General features: G+C 57.9%; 24 protein-coding genes. 14 read left to right on the forward strand and 10 right to left on the reverse strand.

Features of this window, described 5'->3' with window-relative positions:
• Nucleotides 1–30 precede the first annotated feature (30 nt).
• The 5 genes from lgt to AC2FLJ_RS05800 all read left to right on the forward strand — a co-directional run bounded on the left by lgt (nt 31) and on the right by AC2FLJ_RS05800 (nt 4,250).
• Nucleotides 31–918 (forward strand): prolipoprotein diacylglyceryl transferase, encoded by an 888-nt coding sequence (lgt, locus tag AC2FLJ_RS05780; RefSeq protein ID WP_109313258.1) that lies wholly within the window; start codon nt 31–33, stop codon nt 916–918.
• On the forward strand, nt 915–1,982 hold the full coding sequence (locus tag AC2FLJ_RS05785; RefSeq protein ID WP_496704790.1) for a class I SAM-dependent methyltransferase: 1,068 nt from the start codon (nt 915–917) through the stop codon (nt 1,980–1,982). Before lgt ends, AC2FLJ_RS05785 begins: the two co-directional genes overlap by 4 nt.
• Nucleotides 1,979–2,737, forward strand: coding sequence for a peptidoglycan editing factor PgeF (pgeF, locus tag AC2FLJ_RS05790; protein ID WP_282118989.1), 759 nt, complete (start codon nt 1,979–1,981; stop codon nt 2,735–2,737). Before AC2FLJ_RS05785 ends, pgeF begins: the two co-directional genes overlap by 4 nt.
• A gap of 269 nt (nt 2,738–3,006) precedes the next feature.
• Nucleotides 3,007–3,135, forward strand: a complete 129-nt coding sequence (locus AC2FLJ_RS05795; protein ID WP_282118988.1) for a hypothetical protein — start codon at nt 3,007–3,009, stop codon at nt 3,133–3,135.
• Between the two features lie 332 nt (nt 3,136–3,467).
• Nucleotides 3,468–4,250 carry a Hint domain-containing protein gene (locus AC2FLJ_RS05800; protein WP_496704952.1) on the forward strand — a complete coding sequence of 261 codons (783 nt, stop codon included), beginning with the start codon at nt 3,468–3,470 and terminating at the stop codon, nt 4,248–4,250.
• A gap of 116 nt (nt 4,251–4,366) precedes the next feature.
• On the opposite strand, the gene AC2FLJ_RS05805 is transcribed toward AC2FLJ_RS05800, so the two are convergent.
• On the reverse strand, nt 4,367–4,867 hold the full coding sequence (locus tag AC2FLJ_RS05805; protein ID WP_058275538.1) for an Lrp/AsnC family transcriptional regulator: 501 nt from the start codon (nt 4,865–4,867) through the stop codon (nt 4,367–4,369).
• Nucleotides 4,868–5,093: 226 nt separating this feature from the next.
• Between AC2FLJ_RS05805 and trxB the strand changes: the two genes are divergently transcribed.
• The 5 genes from trxB to AC2FLJ_RS05830 all read left to right on the forward strand — a co-directional run bounded on the left by trxB (nt 5,094) and on the right by AC2FLJ_RS05830 (nt 11,132).
• Nucleotides 5,094–6,035: a thioredoxin-disulfide reductase gene (gene trxB / locus AC2FLJ_RS05810; RefSeq protein WP_282118987.1), complete on the forward strand. Its 942-nt coding sequence runs from the start codon at nt 5,094–5,096 to the stop codon at nt 6,033–6,035.
• A 4-nt stretch (nt 6,036–6,039) separates the two neighbouring features.
• Nucleotides 6,040–6,516, forward strand: a complete 477-nt coding sequence (locus tag AC2FLJ_RS05815) for an RES family NAD+ phosphorylase (protein WP_496704793.1) — start codon at nt 6,040–6,042, stop codon at nt 6,514–6,516.
• A gap of 51 nt (nt 6,517–6,567) precedes the next feature.
• Nucleotides 6,568–8,238: an adenylate/guanylate cyclase domain-containing protein gene (locus AC2FLJ_RS05820; RefSeq protein ID WP_496704795.1), complete on the forward strand. Its 1,671-nt coding sequence runs from the start codon at nt 6,568–6,570 to the stop codon at nt 8,236–8,238.
• 206 nt (nt 8,239–8,444) lie between these two features.
• Nucleotides 8,445–10,163 carry a bifunctional sulfate adenylyltransferase/adenylylsulfate kinase gene (locus tag AC2FLJ_RS05825; RefSeq protein WP_496696156.1) on the forward strand — a complete coding sequence of 573 codons (1,719 nt, stop codon included), beginning with the start codon at nt 8,445–8,447 and terminating at the stop codon, nt 10,161–10,163.
• 111 nt (nt 10,164–10,274) lie between these two features.
• A complete protein-coding gene (locus tag AC2FLJ_RS05830; RefSeq protein WP_496704797.1) occupies nt 10,275–11,132 on the forward strand; it encodes a hypothetical protein in 858 nt (285 codons plus the stop codon).
• Here AC2FLJ_RS05830 and AC2FLJ_RS05835 read toward each other — a convergent pair.
• The 4 genes from AC2FLJ_RS05835 to AC2FLJ_RS05850 all read right to left on the reverse strand — a co-directional run bounded on the left by AC2FLJ_RS05835 (nt 11,129) and on the right by AC2FLJ_RS05850 (nt 13,622).
• Entirely contained in the window at nt 11,129–11,998 is an 870-nt protein-coding gene (locus AC2FLJ_RS05835) for a hypothetical protein (protein ID WP_496704798.1), read from the reverse strand. The genes AC2FLJ_RS05830 and AC2FLJ_RS05835 overlap by 4 nt on opposite strands.
• Nucleotides 11,995–12,882, reverse strand: a complete 888-nt coding sequence (locus AC2FLJ_RS05840; protein ID WP_496704800.1) for a PhzF family phenazine biosynthesis protein — start codon at nt 12,880–12,882, stop codon at nt 11,995–11,997. Before AC2FLJ_RS05840 ends, AC2FLJ_RS05835 begins: the two co-directional genes overlap by 4 nt.
• Before the next feature lie 96 nt (nt 12,883–12,978).
• Nucleotides 12,979–13,203, reverse strand: a complete 225-nt coding sequence (locus AC2FLJ_RS05845) for a DUF1150 family protein (protein WP_058275531.1) — start codon at nt 13,201–13,203, stop codon at nt 12,979–12,981.
• A 5-nt stretch (nt 13,204–13,208) separates the two neighbouring features.
• A complete protein-coding gene (locus AC2FLJ_RS05850) occupies nt 13,209–13,622 on the reverse strand; it encodes an Hsp20 family protein (protein WP_058275530.1) in 414 nt (137 codons plus the stop codon).
• A 164-nt stretch (nt 13,623–13,786) separates the two neighbouring features.
• Here AC2FLJ_RS05850 and AC2FLJ_RS05855 point away from each other — a divergent pair, with 164 nt between their 5' ends.
• From AC2FLJ_RS05855 to AC2FLJ_RS05870, 4 genes are all read left to right on the forward strand, one after another.
• Entirely contained in the window at nt 13,787–14,011 is a 225-nt protein-coding gene (locus AC2FLJ_RS05855) for a YdcH family protein (protein WP_058275529.1), read from the forward strand.
• 77 nt (nt 14,012–14,088) lie between these two features.
• Nucleotides 14,089–14,574: a 5-(carboxyamino)imidazole ribonucleotide mutase gene (purE, locus tag AC2FLJ_RS05860; protein ID WP_496704802.1), complete on the forward strand. Its 486-nt coding sequence runs from the start codon at nt 14,089–14,091 to the stop codon at nt 14,572–14,574.
• Nucleotides 14,571–15,329: an NAD(P)-binding domain-containing protein gene (locus tag AC2FLJ_RS05865; RefSeq protein ID WP_496704804.1), complete on the forward strand. Its 759-nt coding sequence runs from the start codon at nt 14,571–14,573 to the stop codon at nt 15,327–15,329. The genes purE and AC2FLJ_RS05865 overlap by 4 nt, the downstream gene beginning before the upstream one ends.
• Nucleotides 15,329–16,396, forward strand: a complete 1,068-nt coding sequence (locus tag AC2FLJ_RS05870; protein WP_496704805.1) for a 5-(carboxyamino)imidazole ribonucleotide synthase — start codon at nt 15,329–15,331, stop codon at nt 16,394–16,396. Before AC2FLJ_RS05865 ends, AC2FLJ_RS05870 begins: the two co-directional genes overlap by 1 nt.
• 1 nt (nt 16,397) lies before the next feature.
• Here AC2FLJ_RS05870 and AC2FLJ_RS05875 read toward each other — a convergent pair whose 3' ends face one another.
• The 5 genes from AC2FLJ_RS05875 to AC2FLJ_RS05895 form a co-directional block, all read right to left on the reverse strand.
• A complete protein-coding gene (locus AC2FLJ_RS05875; protein WP_496704807.1) occupies nt 16,398–17,549 on the reverse strand; it encodes an alpha-D-ribose 1-methylphosphonate 5-triphosphate diphosphatase in 1,152 nt (383 codons plus the stop codon).
• Nucleotides 17,546–18,319: an alpha/beta fold hydrolase gene (locus tag AC2FLJ_RS05880; protein ID WP_496704809.1), complete on the reverse strand. Its 774-nt coding sequence runs from the start codon at nt 18,317–18,319 to the stop codon at nt 17,546–17,548. The genes AC2FLJ_RS05875 and AC2FLJ_RS05880 overlap by 4 nt, the downstream gene beginning before the upstream one ends.
• 38 nt (nt 18,320–18,357) lie before the next feature.
• Nucleotides 18,358–19,200 (reverse strand): DMT family transporter, encoded by an 843-nt coding sequence (locus tag AC2FLJ_RS05885; protein ID WP_496704811.1) that lies wholly within the window; start codon nt 19,198–19,200, stop codon nt 18,358–18,360.
• Nucleotides 19,201–19,386: 186 nt separating this feature from the next.
• Entirely contained in the window at nt 19,387–21,030 is a 1,644-nt protein-coding gene (gene groL / locus AC2FLJ_RS05890; protein ID WP_058275524.1) for a chaperonin GroEL, read from the reverse strand.
• Nucleotides 21,031–21,084: 54 nt separating this feature from the next.
• Nucleotides 21,085–21,372 (reverse strand): co-chaperone GroES, encoded by a 288-nt coding sequence (locus AC2FLJ_RS05895; RefSeq protein WP_058275523.1) that lies wholly within the window; start codon nt 21,370–21,372, stop codon nt 21,085–21,087.
• Nucleotides 21,373–21,563 lie beyond the last annotated feature (191 nt).

Consider the following 21,563-nt stretch of genomic DNA (forward strand, 5'->3'; position numbering starts at 1 on the left):
GCCCCGCTAACCCCGGGCAATGAGACGCACATGCAGGCTGTTCTGAATTTCCCCGACCTTTCGCCCGAAGTTTTCTCGATCTCGCTGTTCGGGATGGAGTTCGCACTTAGATGGTACGCGCTGGCCTATATCGCCGGTATTCTGATCGCATGGCGATTGGGTACTGCGGCGCTGAAGCGTCCGGCCCTTTGGCCTGATCAAACACCACCGATGAAACCGCAGCAACTAGAGGATCTGATCACCTGGATCATCCTTGGGGTGATTCTCGGCGGGCGACTGGGGTTCGTTCTGTTTTATCAACCGGCCTATTACTTATCGCATCCACTAGAGATTTTGATGATCTGGCAGGGCGGCATGGCCTTCCATGGTGGTTTGCTGGGGGTTGTCGTTGCGTCCTATCTCTATGCTCGGCGTTACCAGGTGCCGGTATTGTCTTTGGCTGATCTGATCGCACATGCTGTGCCGCCCGGGCTGTTGTTAGGGCGGTTGGCGAACTTCACTAATGCCGAGCTTTGGGGGCGACCCAGCGACGTTCCATGGGCGGTGATCTTTCCAGGTGGTGCCGCACAGGACTGCCCGGGTGTTGTGGCCGGGATGTGTGCCAGACACCCTTCTCAACTTTATGAAGCCGCACTGGAAGGTTTGTTGCTGGGCGCACTTTTGCTGTGGATGGCCTATCGACGTGGGGCGTTTCACAAGCCCGGTCTGGTGATGGGTGTATTTTTGGCAGGTTATGGTGCCTCGCGTTTCATTGTTGAGTTCTTTCGTCAGCCTGACGCACAGTTCGTCTCGGCCGGGAATCCGCTGGGGCTGGCATGGCACGTGGGTGGTTATGGCCTGACCATGGGGCAAATGCTGTCGCTGCCAATGATCGCGCTTGGCCTGTGGTTTGCGCTGCGCGCGCGACGCACTCAATGAACCTTAAGGATCACCTACTGGCGCAAATTGCGCTGAATGGCCCGATGAGCGTGGCCGATTTCATGACTGAATGCCTGCTGAACCCTAAGTTCGGGTATTACACCACCCGTGATCCGCTAGGCGCGCAGGGGGATTTCATTACCGCCCCGGAAGTCAGCCAGATGTTCGGAGAGTTGATCGGGCTTGCACTGGCTCAAAGCTGGATGGATCAGGACAAGCCGGACAGATTCATTCTAGCAGAGCTGGGACCGGGTCGCGGCACCCTGATGGCGGATATCCTGCGCGCAACCAGCAGCGCATCCGGGTTTCACGAGGCCGCAGAAATTGTTTTGTTCGAAGCTTCCCCTGCCCTGCGGGACAGACAGGCGCAATCGCTGAGCGGTCACAACCCGCGTTGGATCGATATGCTCACAGACCTCCCCGATGCACCCCTGTTTCTGGTGGCGAACGAATTTTTTGATGCCCTGCCAGTCCGCCAATTCATACGTGACGGCGATGGCTGGTGCGAACGTCTGATCGGTGTGCAGGGCGAATCGCTGACGTATGGGCTGGGGCCGAACACAGCTCAGGTCGCGCTAACGGATCGCATGATAGACACCCAAGATGGCGATCTGGTTGAACTCTGCGCGGCCGCAATTCCGATCCTAACCGTGATCGCCGGGCGGATCGCCACTTATGGCGGGGCGGGTCTGATCGTGGATTACGGTGACTGGCATTCGCTGGGCGACACGTTTCAAGCTTTGCAATCACATGAACGTGTTGATCCCCTGCAAGCTCCGGGTCGGGCGGATCTGACCGCGCATGTAGATTTCGAGCCCCTTGCTATAGCCGCACGGGCCGCCGGTAGCGCCCATACAAAGCTGACACCTCAGGGCATGTTTCTGGAACGGTTGGGCATCACGGCCCGCGCACAGGCGCTGGCTGCGCCACTCGGCGGGTCTGAGCTTGAGACGCTCATTGCTGCACATCGCCGGTTGACGCATCCCGAGGAAATGGGAAATCTGTTCAAAGTACTGGGTCTCTATCCTTCTTACGCTGCACCTCCACCGGGACTGGAACCATGACATTGGAAATTCTGACCTCGGACGTCTTATCGCCTGTCCGCCACGGGTTCTTCAGCCGTCGGGGCGGTGCGTCTTCCGGAATATTCGCGGGTTTGAACTGCGGCTATGGCTCGTCGGACCAAACCGAAGCGGTAGCAGTGAACCGTCAGCGCGTGGCCGCCGCGATGGAAGTCAGCCCAGACGCTTTGGTTGGCGTGCATCAAGTGCATTCCCCAACTGTTCTGACGGTGGACGCTCCGATAAATGGCGACAAACCCAAAGCGGATGCGGTTGTCACCGCAACCCCGGGACTGGCACTGACGATTCTGACAGCGGATTGCCAACCGGTCCTGTTTGCCGATTCTGACGCGAATGTGATCGGGGCTGCGCATGCCGGGTGGCGCGGTGCTTTGGACGGTGTATTGGAGGCAACCCTGGACGCGATGGAGGCATTGGGCGCAAAGCGGGAAAACACCGTGGCTGTCATTGGTCCTACGATTTCTCAAAACGCCTATGAGGTCGGTCCAGATTTTCTGGATGAATTCGCGGCGGATTCGCCCGAAAACCTCAGGTTCTTTGCGAATGGCAATGGGGATCGGCTGCAGTTCGACCTGCCCGCCTTTGGTCTGCACAAATTGCGGCAAGCCGGGGTGGGTGAGGCCGAATGGACGCGGCACTGCACCTATTCGGACCCGGACAGGTTTTATTCCTACCGCCGCTCCACCCACGCGAAAGAAGCCGATTATGGCCGCCTGATTTCCGCCATAAAATTATAGGGCTCGTCCCAAATGTGGCAAAAACGCCGCTTTTTTGCCACATTTGTTGTGTCTGTTTGAGTCGAGACATTTTGATTTTTATTGTCCGTACTCAGGTGTTTATCAAACGATTATCCAGCAGTGCGAGGCATTCCGAAAGAAGAGGATCTGCTGACTTTCAACTTTGCTGCTTTAACCCCGGATCAGCCTTATCGGTGCCGTATTGACGCATCACAGTGATCCGACAAGGGAAACCGGGTGTTCACCCCGATACGAGCAGGAATAATAACATGAAGGTTAAATCTCGCTTTCTTAGCGCCGTTGTTGCGGCGACGCGAGAGCAGGCACCGGAAATGCCGTGGAAACGGGTTTCCAGTACTTCGGTCAGGGTCGCGCGCCGCTTGGCACGCCAACGCTGACCAAAAGCCCAAGGAACCATGCTGCCGGTTCCAAGGGTCAAGACGCACATCGGAGGGGTGCTCCGGGCCGATGTGTAACTAACCGCTGAAATTTCCAGCGGCCATGTTCAGGGGTGTGTGTGCGCAGGTAATTTCCGCCTGCGTTTTAGTGAGTTTGTCTGGGGGGTCAGTGTGTTGACCAAAGAAAAGCGGAAATTTATCGCGTCGCGACGCCGGAATGGCGTGCGCATAATGGTCGCTCTCTCTCTAAAGACAAAGAAAACGCCGGTCAGGTTGCCCTGTACGGAGGGCTTTACCCGTCTGAACGGTATTTTAAAGGGGACGGAATGAAAATGACAATTCCACATTCCTTGACGCGCGCAGCCAGAAACGCGGTCGAAACTTCGGCCATGCTGCGCGAAATTCCGAGGACAAACGCAAGACCAAAGGCCCAGTTGCGGCGCTATGAGGTCAGTACCTTGATGCCAAACGGAGATGTTTCGCAAACGCGCCACATCGCTCCGGCATTGCCCATGTTCGAAGACGCCTTTTGTGCCTTTACACGCGGATCCCTGGTGGAAACCGAAAACGGCCCATTGGCGATCGAAGATCTGCTGCCGGGCGACTTGGTTCTGACACAGGATGGCGCGCTGCAGACCGTGTTGTGGAAGGGGTCGGTGACCCTGATTCCCGGACGCGAGGATTCGCGTGGTCGAACACGCCCGCTAACTCGGATCATGGCCGATACATTTGGAATGCAAAAGCCGCTGTCCGGCGTAATCGCGGGACCCGCAGCACGTCTGCTGGGCGCACCTGCGCATCTGCGCCATTTGCACGAGGGGGCCGAAATTCTGACCCCTGTCCATGAGTTCCAAGACGGTATGAGTGTGATCGAAACGCTGCCGCCGACACCGATTGAACTGTTTCACATCTGCCTGAAACGTCACTCGGTCATAAAGGTCGACGGCCTGCAATTCGAATCCTACCATCCGGGTGTCAACGCCGTGCGTCAGGTCAGCCGATCGCTCAGGTCGATCTACCTGAACTTGTTCGCGCATATCGAATCGTTGAACGATTTTGGCCCGCTGGTTTTGCCACGCGCCGGAGACGGTGAGATAGATGCGCTTACGGCCTGAAAACAAAAACTAACTGCAGTGTGGGGGCATTATGCAGCTGATAATTAGTTGGGTTCTATCATTGACGGTCGCAGCATTTCTGCCGCCGTCAAAACCGCATCAAAAGCGAATGATGTTCACGCCGTCCGGTTCATTCGTTCTTCCAGAACGTCGAAGGGAACGCCGGGTTCGTCCTTGGCGCCGCGAATAACCAGCGATGTTTTTACGCTGGCTACATTGGGCGTAGTCAGCAGCTCGCCCGTCAGAAACTGCTGAAAACTGCTCAGGTCGGGGGCGACGCATTTCAGGATAAAGTCCACCTCGCCGTTCAACATGTGGCATTCCCGAACCAGCGGCCATTCGCGGCAGCGTTCCTCAAATGCGTTAAGTTCGGATTCGGCCTGGCTTTCCAACCCCACCATGGCAAAGACCTGAACCTCGAACCCCAACTCGCGTGAGTTCACATCGGCATGGTAGCCGCGAATAAGCCCGGATTCTTCCAACGTACGCACGCGCCGCAGGCAAGGCGGCGCTGAAATACCTACGCGTTTTGCCAACTCGACATTGGTCATGCGACCGTCTGCCTGCAATTCTGCCAAAATCTTGCGGTCAATCTCATCCAGCCGTATCGCGACCATGAAATGCTCCTAATTTTTCGGTTGTTATATCAGCACCCGACCAATGCGCAATTATCTTTCGCACCTGCGCAATATTCTATATTTTCAATGTTCTTTTTTTGGGCACCTTGCCGCAAATGCATGACTGCCTGTCAAAAGGTTGGGGGTTTAAGCCCTGCGCGACGCTCGCTATATCCATCCGTCAGGGGCCACGCGCCCCAATCAGGCAGATCGAGTTGGGGGTACTATGGCCGAAACACGACACACCAGGGTTCTGATCATCGGATCGGGACCGGCCGGTTACACGGCCGGCGTTTATGCAAGCCGCGCGATGCTGGAGCCGATTCTGGTTCAGGGCATCGAGCCGGGCGGCCAGCTGACCACAACGACCGAGGTCGAAAACTGGCCCGGAGACACCGAGGTTCAAGGCCCCGACCTGATGGTGCGTATGCAGGACCATGCCAAGGCGATGGGCTGTGAAATCATCGGTGACATCATCAACGATCTGGACCTCAGCAAACGCCCGTTCACCGCAACCGGCGACAGCGGCACTGTTTACACAGCAGATGCCGTCATTCTGGCCACCGGCGCGCGTGCCAAATGGCTGGGTCTGCCGTCGGAAGAGAAATTTAAGGGCTTTGGCGTTTCGGCTTGCGCGACCTGCGACGGCTTCTTTTATCGCGGACAAGAAATCGTGGTCATCGGTGGCGGCAACACCGCCGTCGAAGAGGCGCTGTTTCTGACCAATTTTGCCAGCAAGGTCACTTTGATCCATCGTCGTGATGAGCTGCGCGCGGAAAAGATCCTGCAGGACCGGCTGCTGAAGCATGAAAAAATCGAACCCCTGTGGTTCCACGAGTTGGAAGAAGTGACCGGCACCGATGCCCCGCTGGGCGTCGAAGGTGTGCGGGTCAAAAACGTGAAGACCGGCGAGATCACCGAGATCCCCTGCAAAGGCGTTTTTGTCGCGATCGGACACGCACCTGCCAATGAACTGGTCAAGGACTCACTGGAAAGCCATATGGGCGGCTATGTCGTGACCAAGCCAGGTTCGACCGAGACCTCGGTGCCGGGTGTTTTTGCCGCCGGGGATCTGACGGACCACATCTACCGGCAGGCTGTGACCAGCGCCGGCATGGGATGCATGGCCGCGCTGGATGCCGAGCGTTTCCTGGCCGAACAGGATTGATCTGATGCTGGAATTCTCTGGCCCGGTCTGGAGAATTCTTTTTCTGACGCAGTTGGACGCCCCTTTGGCCCCTGCCCGGGCACCGGAGGGGCGTTTTCATTACTCGGGGCAGATGGCGCTTTACGCCTCGCTCAGCGCAGAAGGTGCCGGGGTTGCGATTCGAAGATATGTTTCGGCGGGCGATCCACCACGTGTCTTACAGCGGGCAACCGTGACAGGCGCAAAACTGGTTGACTTACGTGGACAGCGCGAGGCATCGGTCGTTTGGCAGGACATTCACGCCAAGCAGGGCACCTCGCCGACATGGGGCTTCTCGGACCGCGCGCGTGACGCAGGCGCTGACGGGTTGCTATACAGCTCACGCTCGCGCCCCGAACTTAGCCACATCGTCCTGTTCGACCCGTCTCCTTCGCTGATCCGCGTGGATACGCCGCCAACGGATTGGACACCGCCCTATCCGCAACCTGCGCTTGACCGCTAAGCTGCGGCGTATCAGACTCGGCCTCAGGCGAGACCAATGCAGGTGATCTGATTGAAAACTGTTCTGTGGCAAGGCGGGTGGGCAACCCGGCTGAGGATCGGCAGCGGCTTGGTTCTGTTCGCCTTTGCGTTCTTTCACTTCATCAATATCGGCCTTGGTTTGTTTCACACAGACTATTTGCATGGCATGCAGGATGCCCGTCATGTGATCACACGTCACGATGTCGGCAGCATAATACTCTATGCTGCTCTTTTGATTCACGCGGGGTTAGCCCTGTACTCGATCAGCCAGCGCCGGACTTTGCGCATGCCGTTCAGCACGGGGTTGCAGATGGTTCTGGGGTTGTTGATCCCATTGCAGCTGATCTCGCATATCGTGCAAACGCGCTATGCGAACACGGTTTACGATGTGAACGATGAAATGGGCTATATCATCGTTCTGATGTGGCCGAGCTACGCGGTCTGGATGCAAAGCCTGTTGTTGCTGGTGGTGTGGGTACATGGCTGTATCGGACTGCACATGTGGCTGCGGCTGACCCGCTGGTGGCCCAAATTGGTGCCATATCTGATTGGCCTGGCTGTGTTTGTTCCCACATTTGCCCTTGCCGGAGTGTTGACGGAGGGGCGCCGGATCTGGGCAGATTTTGCAGACCCGTTTTTGCGCGAGCAATATATCGAGCATTACAACTGGCCCTCTCCCGAAGACTTCCAGCACCTGTTCAGCGTAAAAGACAATGCGCTGATGGCGTTCTGGGTGGCCCTTGGCGCATCCCTGGCGGTATTTGCGATCCGCAAACTGTGGCGCCGCCGACATTCCGTGCGCGTCAAGTACGCTCAAGGCCCTGAGGTCGTTGCTGAAAAAGGGATGACCCTGCTTGAAATTTCCCAAGCCAACGGCATTCCACACACGGCGCTATGCGGTGGCAAAGGGCGCTGCACCACCTGCCGCGTGATTGTCGAGGCGGGCGGGGATCAACTGCCTGAACCTGGTGAGGTCGAAGCCCGAAGCCTAGCTGCGGTCAGCGCCCCGGCGGGTGCCCGGCTGGCATGTCAAATCCGACCGATGGCTCCGATCACAGCGTTTCGCATGTTCCGTCCAGATGGCGCCCGACACCGGGCACATGCAAGCCAGGGTCAGGAACGGCAATTGGCGGTCCTGTTTCTGGACATGCGCGGCTTTACCTCGCGCACCGCTGGCCAACTGCCCTATGACATCGTTTTCCTGCTGAACCGCTTTTTCGACGCCATCGTCCCCGCGATCACTGCCGAGGGCGGAGTGGTCGACAAATACATGGGCGACGGCCTGTTGGCCGTGTTCGAAACCGCCAACGCCCAAAGCTCTGCTCGGGCCGGGATGAAAGCGGCCATTGATATCAGCCTTGCCTTGCAGCGTTTCAACCAGCAGCTGGAAACAGAAGGCAGTCCTCGGATCCGAATCGGAATGGGCCTGCATCTGGGGGACCTTGTTCTGGGTGAAATCGGTGCTGCGGGCCACGCCGCCCGAACAATCATCGGCGACACCGTAAATGTGGCCAGCCGGTTAGAGGCCGAAACCAAAACCCTGGGGTGCGAACTTCTGGTCTCGGAAGAGTTGTTGCTGGCGGCAGGATATGACGGCGATATGCGGCAGGTTCGCCCATTTGAACTGCGTGGCGTGACGAAACCGATTCCCGCCCTGCCCGTCCCCAAAGCCGCGGATCTGAACGCCAGTGTCGCTGCATAAGAACACTCGCCCTGAATTGGGTGGAATTGTTGCCCACCTAGGGAACCAGCTTCGCAGATTGCCACACAAACCGGAATATCCTTCCATTGCGTGGAAAAACCGCGCATATCGTCCTTTGTTTCACCAAGGTATATGGACTTCACCCAAAAGCCGGGGCAAACGCCCCTTAATCAATGGCAAAGCAGCACTTTTACAAGAGTAATCCCATGACGATGTTAAGTAACCTGGCCCCGATCCCCGAATTGTTCGTGTCCTACGATTCAGCACAGAAACTGAAGGTGGAAGCCGCAGATCTGACCAGCTGGGACCTGAGCCCGCGCCAGATCTGTGATCTGGAACTGCTGATGAACGGCGGGTTCAACCCTCTCAAAGGTTTCCTAGGCGAGGCGGACTACGACAACGTCGTCGAGAACATGCGTCTGGCCGACGGCACACTGTGGCCGATGCCCATTACTCTGGACGTAGACGAGGCGTTCGCCGACAAAATCGAATTGGGCCAGGACATCGCTCTGCGTGATCAGGAAGGCGTCATTCTGGGCACCATGACAGTCACGGACCGCTGGACGCCTAACAAGGCACGCGAGGCCGAAAAAGTCTTTGGTGCAGATGACGACGCCCACCCGGCGGTGAACTACCTGCACAACGTCGCGGGCAAAGTTTATCTGGGCGGACCTGTGGTCGGTATTCAACAGCCGGTCCATTATGACTTCCGCGCGCGCCGCGACACTCCGAACGAGCTGCGCGCCTATTTCCGCAAAGTCGGCTGGCGGCGTATCGTTGCGTTTCAGACCCGCAACCCGCTGCACCGCGCGCACCAGGAACTGACCTTCCGCGCCGCGAAAGAGGCGCAGGCCAACCTGCTGATCCATCCGGTCGTGGGCATGACCAAACCGGGCGACGTGGATCATTTCACCCGCGTGCGCTGCTATGAGGCGGTACTGGACAAATACCCGGCCTCGACCACATCGATGTCGTTGTTGAACCTGGCAATGCGCATGGCCGGCCCGCGCGAGGCCGTCTGGCACGGGCTGATCCGCGCAAATCATGGCTGCACCCACTTTATCGTCGGCCGTGACCATGCGGGCCCGGGCAAGAACAGTCAGGGCGAAGATTTCTACGGCCCCTACGATGCGCAGGATCTGTTCCGCAAGTACCAGGATGAGATCGGCGTCGAGATGGTCGATTTCAAACACATGGTCTATGTGCAGGAACGCGCGCAATACGAGCCAAACGATGAGATTCTGGACAAGGACAATGTCACTATCCTGAACATCTCGGGCACCGAGTTACGCCGTCGTCTGGCCGAAGGTCTGGAGATCCCGGAATGGTTCAGCTTTCCCGAGGTTGTCGCCGAATTGCGCAAGACCCGCCCACCGCGCAGCCAGCAGGGCTTTACTGTGTTCTTCACCGGCTTTTCGGGCTCGGGCAAATCCACTATCGCCAACGCGCTTATGGTCAAACTGATGGAGATGGGCGGCCGCCCTGTCACATTGCTGGATGGTGACATCGTTCGGAAAAATCTATCGTCAGAGCTGGGCTTTTCGAAGGAACACCGCGACCTGAACATCCGCCGCATTGGCTATGTAGCCAGCGAGATAACCAAGAACGGCGGCATTGCAATCTGCGCCCCGATCGCGCCCTATGCCACGACCCGCCGTGCGGTCCGGGAAGAGATCGAGCAATTCGGCGCCTTCTGCGAGGTTCATGTGGCCACCACCATTGAGGAATGCGAACGCCGCGACCGCAAGGGACTGTACAAGCTGGCCCGCGAAGGCAAGATCAAAGAGTTCACCGGAATCTCGGACCCTTATGATGTTCCCGCGGACCCCGAACTGAGCGTCGAGACCGAAAATGTCGAGGTCGACAACTGCGCCCATCAAGTTCTCCTGAAACTGGAAAGCATGGGTCTCATTGCAGCATCCTAACTGCTACAACGAACAAGCAAAGCGGCCAGCATTGGCCGCTTTTTTTGTTGGATTGACAAGCGCACGCTGCCTTGGTGCAAATGCAGACCCTAACCAAAACGCAATGTGCCCATGACCCGCGACCTGCCTGCAATTGCCAGTTTCTGGTTTGGTTCAGACTTGAGCTGGCTCGAGGCGTTATGCATTCAATCCTATCTGGATAACGGTCACCGGTTTATTCTGTATACCGTGCATGACATCGAAGGCGTGCCTAGCGGCACCGAGATACGGCCCGCTTCTGATATCCTTTGGCCCGCGCCGTTTGATTTCCAACCGGAAGACCGGTTGGGCGTCGCAGTGTTTTCCGACATTTTCCGACTGCGGCTTATGCAGAAAACCCCGTTCATCTGGGTCGATCTGGATGCCTACTGCGTCAAGCCATTCGACTTTTCTTCGTCTTACGTTTTCGGGTCGACGCAATCAGGCACTTTTCCCAATGGTGTTCTGCGTCTGCCACCAGACTCAGAGACACTGGCGCTATGGATTGAGTTCGTGACCTCTGCCAACCCGACCCAGCCCTGGCGTGGCGGGCGGCTGTTTCGACACAATCGCAAGCGCATCCGAAACGGAGAGACCTGGGGCATCGAAGCACTTCCCTGGGGCAGCTCCGGCCCCAAGGCGTTGGAGTATTTTCTGCGCCAGACCGGCGAAGACAGCCACGCGATGCAGCCGGATATGTTCTATCCTTTGGACAAGGAACAGCTATGGAAACTGCACGATCCGCGCATTTCCACGGCCGAAATCGAACGGGATAAGGTGCATTCAGTCCACATCTACGGACATCAGAAGAAGTTCATGGCAGGCAAAACCGCCGGGCTGCCGGTCACCGGATCATATCTGCAGCGACTTTGCCTTCGGCACGGGATCAACGCCTTGGCGAACCCGATCTTGCCGGTGGGATGGCTGGCCCCGCCGCCATTGGACGACTAGGCCGCGTTTATCTGTTCCCGCAGGGTTCGCACCGCACGGCCTTCAAAGTCACCGAACTCTGCCGCCTTGCTTTGCGCAGCTTTCAGATGCGGCAGGCGTTCGGCATGGTCGTCAGCGGTCAGGCCGTTGATTGCGCGCTGAATGTCGGCCTCGGACTCACAGAGGATCATACCGGCTGTGTCCATGAAGTCCCCGATATTCGGGCACCCCCAATAGATCGGAACCGTTGAGCATAGGATCGCATCTGTCAGCTTTTCCGAGAAATAGTTTTTCTCGCGCACATTTTCGATCACAACGGAATAGCGATACGGTGCCAAACCGTCGGATTTGCGATCAAACGGCGTGTATCCCCGCCCCATGATATCAACGTCAGCGCCCGTTTCACGCACCCAGTCAATCACCGAATGGCGAAGTTGGTGCCCTTCCAGATCGCGTTTGGCTGAGGCGATGAGCGAGCAGGATTTAGTTTTCTCTACGTTGAGGTCTCGCCAATCCGGCACCATCGTCACGCCGTAGGGCAGAAACACAGCGTTCGGAAGGTTCTGCAGCAGCACGTCATGAAACGTCATCACCCGAAAGAACCGCCGCCATGTGTAGCGGAGCATCTTGTCGTGCTTGGCGTGAATGGCCGAAGGTTCGCCCATCATCAGCGAAATCCGGGCGCGGGTGCCCCGGCGCAGGCGCAAATGCACGGTAGAATTGGGATACATGATCAGATGGTCCGTACGCTCAAGATCGCCAACCGTTTTGCCCATCAGGCGCTCGGGGCACCCTTCGGGCCAGATCAGATCGGACAATGGAACCGAAGCCAATTTCGGACCCAACCGATGCCCGTAGGGCAGGATGGCGATCGCGGGTTCAGTCATGACAGTTGCCCGGGCAAATTGACCTGACCGCGCATCAGAATATAGCCACGGCCCGCCACCTTAATACCGGTCATCGCATCGGCAGGTCCAACGCGTGTAACGGTCGCTTGGCCGGGGCGGCCCAAGTCGTGGCCCTGTTCTGCCGTAAACGTATCTTTGGGCATCAAACCATACTTCCACAGATAAGCTGCCATCGCCCCGGTTGCGGATCCCGTGAAGGGATCCTCGGGCGGGCTGGGCGGCAGCATCAACAGACGTGAGAATGTGTCGCCCGCCTCGGTCGCGCCTTCCAGCGTCACAAGGAAGGGCTCGGCCATGTCCGACCCCGAATACCCGCCTGCTTCGATCACTTTTCGCAAAGGTTCTTCAACCAACTTCGCGGCGCGCAAGGCTTCATGATCGCGCAATACGGTGACACAAAAGGGCAACCCTGTGGATACCATCTGAGGTGGGGAGATGATCGCGCTTTCCGGCAGGCTGATGGCGGCAGCAACCAGATCGGCAGGAACCATCGCACCAAATTGCGGGGCAACCTGCGTCATCTCAATCTCATCACCATTGAGTTGGATGGAAACGATCCCTGCCCCGGTGTCCAGTGTCAGTGCATCCCCCTGAAACAGCCCACGCGACCGCATCGCCGCGACAGTGGCAATGGTTGGATGACCCGCAAAAGGGATTTCACGGCTGGCCAGAAAATAGCGCACTTGGAAGTCGGCCGCGTCAGACGGCCCGGTAAAGGTACATTCGACCAAGGACGTTTCGCGCACGTAAGCCGTGCAGACATCTTTGGGTAGGACGGCCCCACCATGCACCACGGCGCATCCATTACCGCCAAATGCGCGGTCGCTGAATGCGTCCACCCAGTCAAAATCAAACCAACTCATGTTTGGTGCCTCCGCCCTGCGAACCCGTATTGGTTCGCATATCTCACCCGTGGGGCGGCGGATGTCACGGGAAAATCACACGCTGCGGGGGCCGATTTAGTGCACGGCCACCGGGGAAAAGTCATGTTCGCGCGCCAGAATAAAGGCCAGTTTGCGATCTGCGACCAGGGCCAGTTGCTGACCATCCGAGTCATGCACAGCGTAGAGCTGATCCAGATCACCGGCCTGTTCGCGCACTTCACGCGGCAGGTCAGCCACATCGACGGCTTTTACATAGACGATCCGGTCGCCTTCGGTGTTGATTTCAATCGGTGTATTCATTGCTCTTACCCCTTCCGTATATTGATTGTCTGAACCACGGTTTCAGGCACGGCGCGGGTCAGATCCACATGCAGCAGACCGTTTTCCATGATCGCCTCGCCCACCTCGACACCGTCCGCCAGCACAAACATGCGCTGAAATTGACGCGCCGCGATGCCGCGATGCAGAAAGATACGCCCCTCGCTATCGTCGCGTTGACGGCCCCGGATCACCAGTTGGCGATCCTCGATGGTAATCGACAGGTCCTCTTCCGCAAAACCGGCAACTGCCAAGGTGATACGATAGGAAAAATCCGAGGTCTGTTCGATGTTATAGGGCGGGTATCCTTCGTTGCCGGCCTTTGCAGACCGCTCCAGAAGGCGTTCCAATTGCTCGAACCCCAAAAGATGCGGGTATGAGCCAAGAGTAAGTTTCGACACGTATTTTCGTCCTTTATTGCCAAAGCGACGTGTGGTGCGGTCCCGTTTTGGCAACCGCGTATGATAGAATATGGGAATATGCAGGGATGTCCACAAGGTCTGGCCGGATAAACCCTGACACACTATCTTGTGTGGAAAGCACCATAATAACAACTGAGTCGCCCATGAACGCGCCCACTGACATTTCAATGAAAACAGATGAAGTTCTTCGGGTCGAGCTTGAGGTATTTCGCCGCCAGCACCGCGATCTGGACGAAGCGATCGAGGCGCTGCAGGCCACGGGGACTTCGGATCAGTTGACGATCAAGCGGCTGAAAAAACAGAAACTGCGTCTAAAGGACATCATTCGCCTGATCGAGGACCGTCTGACACCCGATATCATCGCCTAAAACCCCTGTACCGCATTGCCAGATAGGCCGATTTGGCTATAGTGCGCGCTCTTTCGACGGGCAGAGGCGACAAGCGGATGAGCGATGTAAAAGTGGGGATCATCATGGGCAGCCAGTCGGACTGGCCCACGATGAAAGAGGCCGCAGACATTCTGGATGAACTGGGCATTGCGTTTGAAAAACGCATCGTTTCGGCGCACCGCACCCCTGATCGCCTGTGGGACTATGGTAAAACCGCCGTTCAGCGTGGCCTGGATGTGATTATCGCCGGTGCGGGCGGTGCTGCGCATCTGCCGGGGATGATGGCCTCAAAGACGCGCGTACCGGTGATCGGCGTTCCTGTGCAGACCCGTGCCCTGTCCGGCGTCGATTCGCTATACTCCATCGTGCAGATGCCCAAAGGCTTTCCGGTGGCGACGATGGCTATCGGCTCTGCCGGTGGGGCCAATGCCGGGTTGATGGCGGCTGGCATCCTCGCCTTGCAGGACGCAGCACTGGCTGATCGGCTGGATGCCTGGCGCGAAGCTTTGTCTGCTTCTATCCCCGAGGAACCCCAAGGATGAGCCGTATCGGCTTTATCGGAACCGGACATATCGCAGCCCCCATTGCGCGTTTTCTTACGGACAAAGGGCACAGCATTGCCGTTACAGAGCGAAACGCCAAAGTCTCAGCTGAGTTGGAGGCTGAACTGGGCGTAACGGTCACAAACCCACAAGCGGTTATCGACGCATCGGATATCGTTTTTCTTTGCCTGCGCCCTCAGATCGCCCCGGAAGTTCTGGATAACCTGAGTTTTCGCTCGGGTCAGCAAATCGTATCTGTGATGGCAGCTGTATCGGTGGATCAGCTTGCTGCGTTATGCGCCCCCGCAACTGACTTTGTGCAAACGATCCCATTGGGTTTTCTTCAGCAAGGTGGATGCCCGCTTGCAGCGTTTGGCAACGATGCCTTGCTGGCCGAATTGTTCGAACCCGAAAACCCGGTTGTCAAAGTCGCAACCGAGGCGGCGTTGAACGCGCATTTTGCGATCTGCGCGATGGTCCCGGGCCTTCTGGACGTAATGGCAACAGGTGCCGAGTGGCTGGCCGAGCAGACAGGCGACGCGGATGCCTCAGAGTTTTATACAACACAGCTACTGTCCGGATTTCTGCAGACGATGCAAACCGGGCAAGCCGGGCGTCTGGCCCAGGAACGGGACGCGCTGGCGACGGATGGAACACTCAGCCTGCAGATGACGCAGGCCTTGCATGCGGGCAACGCACATGATGCGCTGCGCTCGGCCCTGCAGGCGATTGGAAAAAGGTTGGAGACAGACTGATGACGGACATGCTTGCTCCGGGGGCGCGGATTGGAATTTTGGGCGGAGGCCAATTGGGCAGGATGTTGTCCGTCGCCGCAGCCCGGTTGGGCTTTGTAACCCACATCTTTGAGCCGGGCGCGAACCCACCCGCCGGTCAGGTGGCGGATCATGTGACGACTGCAGCTTATGATGACGCTGCGGCACTGAAGGCCTTTGCCGAGTCCGTCGATGTCATCACGTATGAATTCGAAAATATCCCGACCGAAGCGCTGGACCTGTTGGAAGCACATTGCCCTATCCATCCGGGGCGCGAAGCACTGCGCGTCAGTCAGGACCGCCTGACCGAAAAGACGTTCCTTGCCGGGTTGGGCTTGAAAACAGCGCCGTTCGCCGACATCACCGATCTGGACTGCCTAAAGGCAGCAATTGACCAGATTGGCACGCCAGCCATCCTGAAAACACGTCGTTTCGGCTATGACGGCAAGGGGCAGGCGCGGTTGCGCGGCCCCGAGGATGCCGAGGCCGCACTGGCCGATATGGCAGGCGCGCCCGCAATCCTCGAAGGGTTCGTAAATTTCAGCCACGAGGTATCGGTCATCGCCGCCCGAAGCATCGACGGTCAAGTGTCCTGTTTCGACCCCGGTGAAAACGTGCACCGCGATGGCATCTTGCACACCACCACGGTACCCGCCCGCCTTGCCCCGGCGCAACGAACCGATGCTGTTCTTCTGGCCGCCAATATCTTGAACGCGCTGGATTACGTCGGAGTCATGGGTGTCGAACTGTTCGTCACGTCAGAAGGGTTGATCGTGAATGAGGTTGCGCCTCGGGTGCACAACTCGGGTCACTGGACACAGAACGGCTGCGCGGTGGATCAGTTCGAACAGCATATCCGCGCTGTGGCGGGATGGCCCCTGGGTGATGGTCAACGCCATTCGGACGTGGTCATGGAGAACTTGATCGGTGATGATATGGACCGTGTGCCGGAATTGGCACGGGAACGCGACGTGGCGCTTCATCTCTATGGCAAGGCTGAGGTCAAACTGGGCCGCAAGATGGCGCATTTCAACCGCATCACGCGGTGACTCAGCCCACGAACCGTGCGGCGATATCGCCGGACATGAAACTAACCCGCCCACCAGCCAGCGTGGCGGCGACGCGGTGGGACCGAGCATCAAGGATCACTAGGTCTGCGCGTTGACCCGGGGCGAGCGTGCCCCGGTCCTGCAACCCAAGAACCCGTGCCGGACCGGAAGAGACCAACGCCCAGGCTCCGGCCAGATCCAACAGACCGGATTTGGCCAGCATCAAAGCCGCGCGCCTGGGACTGGGGTAATGGTAATCCGAGGCGAGCGCATCACACAGCCCCATCGTGATCAGATCCAACGCGCTGACGTTGCCCTTGTGCGATCCGCCACGCACCACGTTGGGTGATCCGAGAATAACGTGATCCCCAGCAGCCCGTGCAGCCTCGGCTGCCTCTAGCGTTTCTGGGAATTCCGCGATCTGCGCGCCCCGCGCCCGCCAATCGGCGCGGGTTTGGGCGGTTGCGTCGTCATGACTGCCCATACGGACACCCTGCTCGGCCAGCGCCGTACAGAGCGTGTCCAAGGCAGCGGGCACATCATCCCGGCGGGCATGCATGGACAGCAGCATCTCAAAATGTGCGTCCGGATTGTGCCCTGCCTTAAGCGCCTGCCCCGTCAAACGTGGCGGCTTGCGCCCCTCGGCCAACCGGTCATGCGGCAAGTGGTCGTTGAACACGACATAGGGCACCTGCCAATCGGTGATGCGTTCAGGCAGGCTGGGGTATTCCGCCAGCATGTGTGTTTCGAACCGTAATTGAGGCAGCAGATCGGTCACGACGCAATCTTTGACCGACGCGATAGCATCAAACACTTGGCCAGCGAATTCAGGGCCGCGTACGCCGCCCTCCCAACTCAGGAACTGGGCCAGGACCGCCGTCGTGATCCCGTTGGCGGCCAGTTCAGCTTCGACCGACAAAATACCTTCGCCCATCTGCTTCATCGCCCCGCGGCGCGGTGCGATGTGGCGCTCGAACCCGTCGCCGTGCAGGTCGATGATACCGGGCATCACAAGATATCCCGACAGATCGATTGTTCTGCCTGCGCGGTCCTCTTGCACGATCCCCTCGGCAATGGGCAGGTCTGCACGAGTCATCCCTTGGTCCGGCAACAAGACCTCTGCGCCGGTTAAAGTCAGAGAAAGTGCAGTCATTGGGAAGGCTCCGACGCGGGTTCCGAACAATCCTGCCCGATGCAGATTTCGTCGATGATTTCCATCACCCCGTCCAACCAAGTAATCTGTGGGTCAAACTGCCCAAACTCTATGAAATGCAACGCCTGCGCCATTACGCGCGGGTTGTTCATCATGAATGTGTGTGTCACCGGCAAAACGATATGGTCCGCCATCCCTTTGACCTTGGTGGTCTCAACCGAGACCTTGCCGTCATCCGAACCGTCAATCATCGACGAAAACAGCGGGTTCAGCGAATTCTCACCGGCGATAACACCCAGTTCGAAATCCGCAGGCGGCAGTTGCCTTGGGATACCTTCGGGGCCCGTCCCCAACGCCAGGCCAGCCGGGCCATTCAGCATCCCGAACACCTCATACGCGCTAAGTTCGTCCACCAACTGACTGCCCTGATTGGGCGGGCCGAGCATGACCACGCGGCCCAGATTTTCCGGATGGTTATCCTGCAGCCAATAGCGCAATAAGATGCCGCCCATCGAATGCGCAACCACATTGACCTTGTCGTCACCGCATTCAGTAAACGCGTCCGGCAGAGTCTGTGCAGCCAGTTCGGGAATAGGTAGGTCAGTGGACGGATATCCCGGGCGCACGACGGTATAACCATGCGTCTTGAACAGCTGTTCCATCACGGTAAAGGACGCTTCGGTCCGTGCCAGCCCATGCAGCAGGACCACGCATTTTGCCTGCACAATGGCAGGCACAAAGAACAGAAAGAGGGCAAGCAAATAACGCATAGCCGCCAGATAAGGCCTAACGTCCAGCGAATAAACCCCTACCGCGGCGTCCTGCGCAGAACGGCCAGTGCAATTCCGCCCAATACCAGACCCGCCCCCAGGATCAGACGCAGACTGGCGGCCTCACCCAGCAGGAGGACACCGCCGATAATGGCTATGATCGGAACGCTGAGTTGCACGACGGCCGCCGTTGTGGGCGTCAATTCCCGCAGAACCTGATACCACAGCGCATACCCCATCCCCGAAGTAACCGCGCCGGCCAACGCAGCCAGCAAGTATCCGTTAGCGGTCATTTGCCAAGCCCCTCCTGTCGCCAACAAAGCCAGCGTTGTCACGGGCAATGCCACGACAAAATTGGCCGCAGTGCCGGATAAGGCATCCGATTCGGACTTGCCAACCAACGAATAGATCGCCCAGCCGATCCCGGCGGCGATCATCAGGACAGCCCCGATCGGGTTGACCTGTATCGATCCGGACGGCCACAGCACGTAGACCAACCCCAGCAACGCGATTGCGGCGCCCGCGATCTGCTGACCAGTGGGCAGCGTGCCTTTCACTGATGTCACAGTGAACATCGTCACCTGCACCACCCCAAACAGGATCAGCGCGCCAAGACCCGCGTCCAGCGTCAGATAGGCGACCGAGAATCCGATCATGTACAGGGACAACGACCCCGCCCCGGCAATCCTGCGTCGGTCAAACAGTGGCAAGTGGCCAGCCCTTAGAAGAACCAACCCGGCCAGTACCACTGCACCAGCTAAGACCCGCACCACGGCAAAGGCAGCAGGATTGCTGGCGCCACTATCAATCGCCAGACGATTAAGTATCGAGTTGGACGCAAAGGCGCACATCGTCAGGCACGTGAGTAGGAACAGTTTCATATCAACCGCATAGCCGGTTTCGGCGCGTTTTGCACACTCACATTCCCGCGGGTGGTCCGCAAAACGGAACGGGGCCGCCCGAAGGCGACCCCGTCCCTATATTTTAAGGCTTCCCCTTCGGCAGCTTGGCCTTACAGCCAAGCGCCTGTCGGGACCGTCAGAATTCGCCGAGGCGAATTCGACGTCTTACATCATGCCGCCCATGCCGCCCATGTCGGGCATGCCGCCGCCAGCAGGCGCGCCGTCTTTGGCAGGCTTGTCAGCAACCATTGCTTCGGTGGTGACCAGCAGGCCAGCAACCGATGCTGCATCTTCCAGCGCAGTGCGGACAACTTTGGCCGGATCGATAACGCCGAACGAGAACATGTCGCCATACTCTTCGGTCTGAGCGTTGAAACCAAAGGCCGCTTCCGAAGATTCGCGAACTTTGCCTGCAACAACTGCGCCGTCGACGCCCGCGTTCTCAGCAATCTGGCGCAGCGGCGCTTCGATGGCTTTACGCACGATATTGATGCCTGCGTCCTGATCAGCGTTTGCGCCTTTCAGAGTGTCCAGTGCTTTACCGGCCTGAACCAGCGAAACGCCACCCCCCACAACAACGCCTTCCTGAACGGCTGCGCGCGTTGCGTTCAGAGCATCGTCAACACGATCCTTACGCTCTTTCACTTCAACTTCGGTCATGCCACCTACGCGGATAACAGCAACACCGCCGGCCAGTTTGGCAACGCGCTCTTGCAGCTTTTCACGGTCGTAGTCCGACGAGGTTTCTTCGATCTGAGTGCGGATCTGAGCAACACGTGCTTCGATCTCGGCTTTCTCGCCAGCACCGTCGACGATGGTGGTTTCGTCTTTGGTGATTTCGATTTTCTTGGCAGTGCCCAGCATGTCCATAGTGACGGACTCGAGCTTCATGCCCAGATCTTCGCTGATGACTTGACCGCCGGTCAGGATTGCGATGTCCTGCAGCATGGCCTTGCGGCGATCGCCGAAGCCCGGTGCTTTGACAGCAGCAATTTTCAGGCCGCCGCGCAGTTTGTTGACAACCAAAGTTGCCAGCGCTTCGCCTTCAACGTCTTCAGCAATGATCAGCAGCGGCTTTTGCGACTGGATCACCTGCTCGAGCAGCGGAACCATCGGCTGCAGCGAGGACAGTTTCTTTTCGTGCAGCAGGATCATGCAGTCGTCGAGGTCTGCAATCATCTTGTCAGCATTGGTGACGAAGTAAGGCGACAGGTAGCCACGGTCGAACTGCATACCTTCGACAACATCGGTCTCGGTTTCCAGACCTTTGTTTTCTTCGACGGTGATAACGCCTTCGTTGCCAACCTTCTGCATCGCGTCTGCGATTTGCTGACCGATTTCAGCTTCGCCGTTGGCCGAGATGGTGCCAACCTGAGCGACTTCTGCCGAGTCTTTGACTTCACGCGCCATCTCTTTGATGCCTTCAACGACCTTGGCAGTTGCCAGGTCGATGCCGCGCTTCAGGTCCATCGGGTTCAGGCCAGCAGCAACCTGCTTCAGACCTTCTTTGACGATCGACTGAGCCAGAACAGTTGCAGTGGTGGTGCCGTCGCCGGCTTCGTCATTGGTGCGGCTGGCGACTTCTTTCACCATCTGCGCGCCCATGTTTTCGAACTTATCTTCCAGTTCGATTTCCTTGGCAACCGATACACCGTCTTTGGTGATGCGCGGTGCGCCGAAGGATTTGTCCAGAACCACGTTGCGGCCTTTGGGGCCCAGGGTCACTTTGACAGCATCGGCCAGGATGTTCACACCTGACAGCATGCGGTTGCGGGCATCGGTGTCGAACTTGACGTCCTTAGCAGCCATGTTGTTTCTCCTTGAGAAAAATGTTGGAAATGAAGATCAGAGAAGCGCGGGCGCTTACTCGATGATCCCCATGATGTCGCTTTCTTTCATCATCAGCAGCTCTTCGCCGTTGACCTGAACCTCGGTGCCCGACCACTTGCCGAACAGGATCTTGTCGCCAGCTTTTACAGCCATTGCGATCAGTTCGCCGCTGTCCTTGCGCGCGCCTTCACCGGTCGAAACGACTTCGCCTTCGCTGGGCTTTTCTTTTGCGCTTTCGGGAATGATCAACCCGCCTGCGGTTTTCTCATCGCTTTCGGTACGACGAACCAGCACACGGTCATGAAGCGGTTTCAATGCCATCTTTGCAGCTCCTTGGGCTCAAAGTTTATCTATCCTCCCCCCGCCTTTCAGCGAGGCGTTAGCACTCAGCAGTAGAGAGTGATAACGACACATAGCTAGGGGGTCGAAATGACCGAGTCAACAAGTTGCCTGAATATTTTTCGCACGCAGAGCCCCAGAACGCCCGGTTTACACAGCGCCCTAGCCAACTT

The sequence above is a fragment of the Ruegeria sp. CDSA034 genome (genome assembly GCF_059612275.1).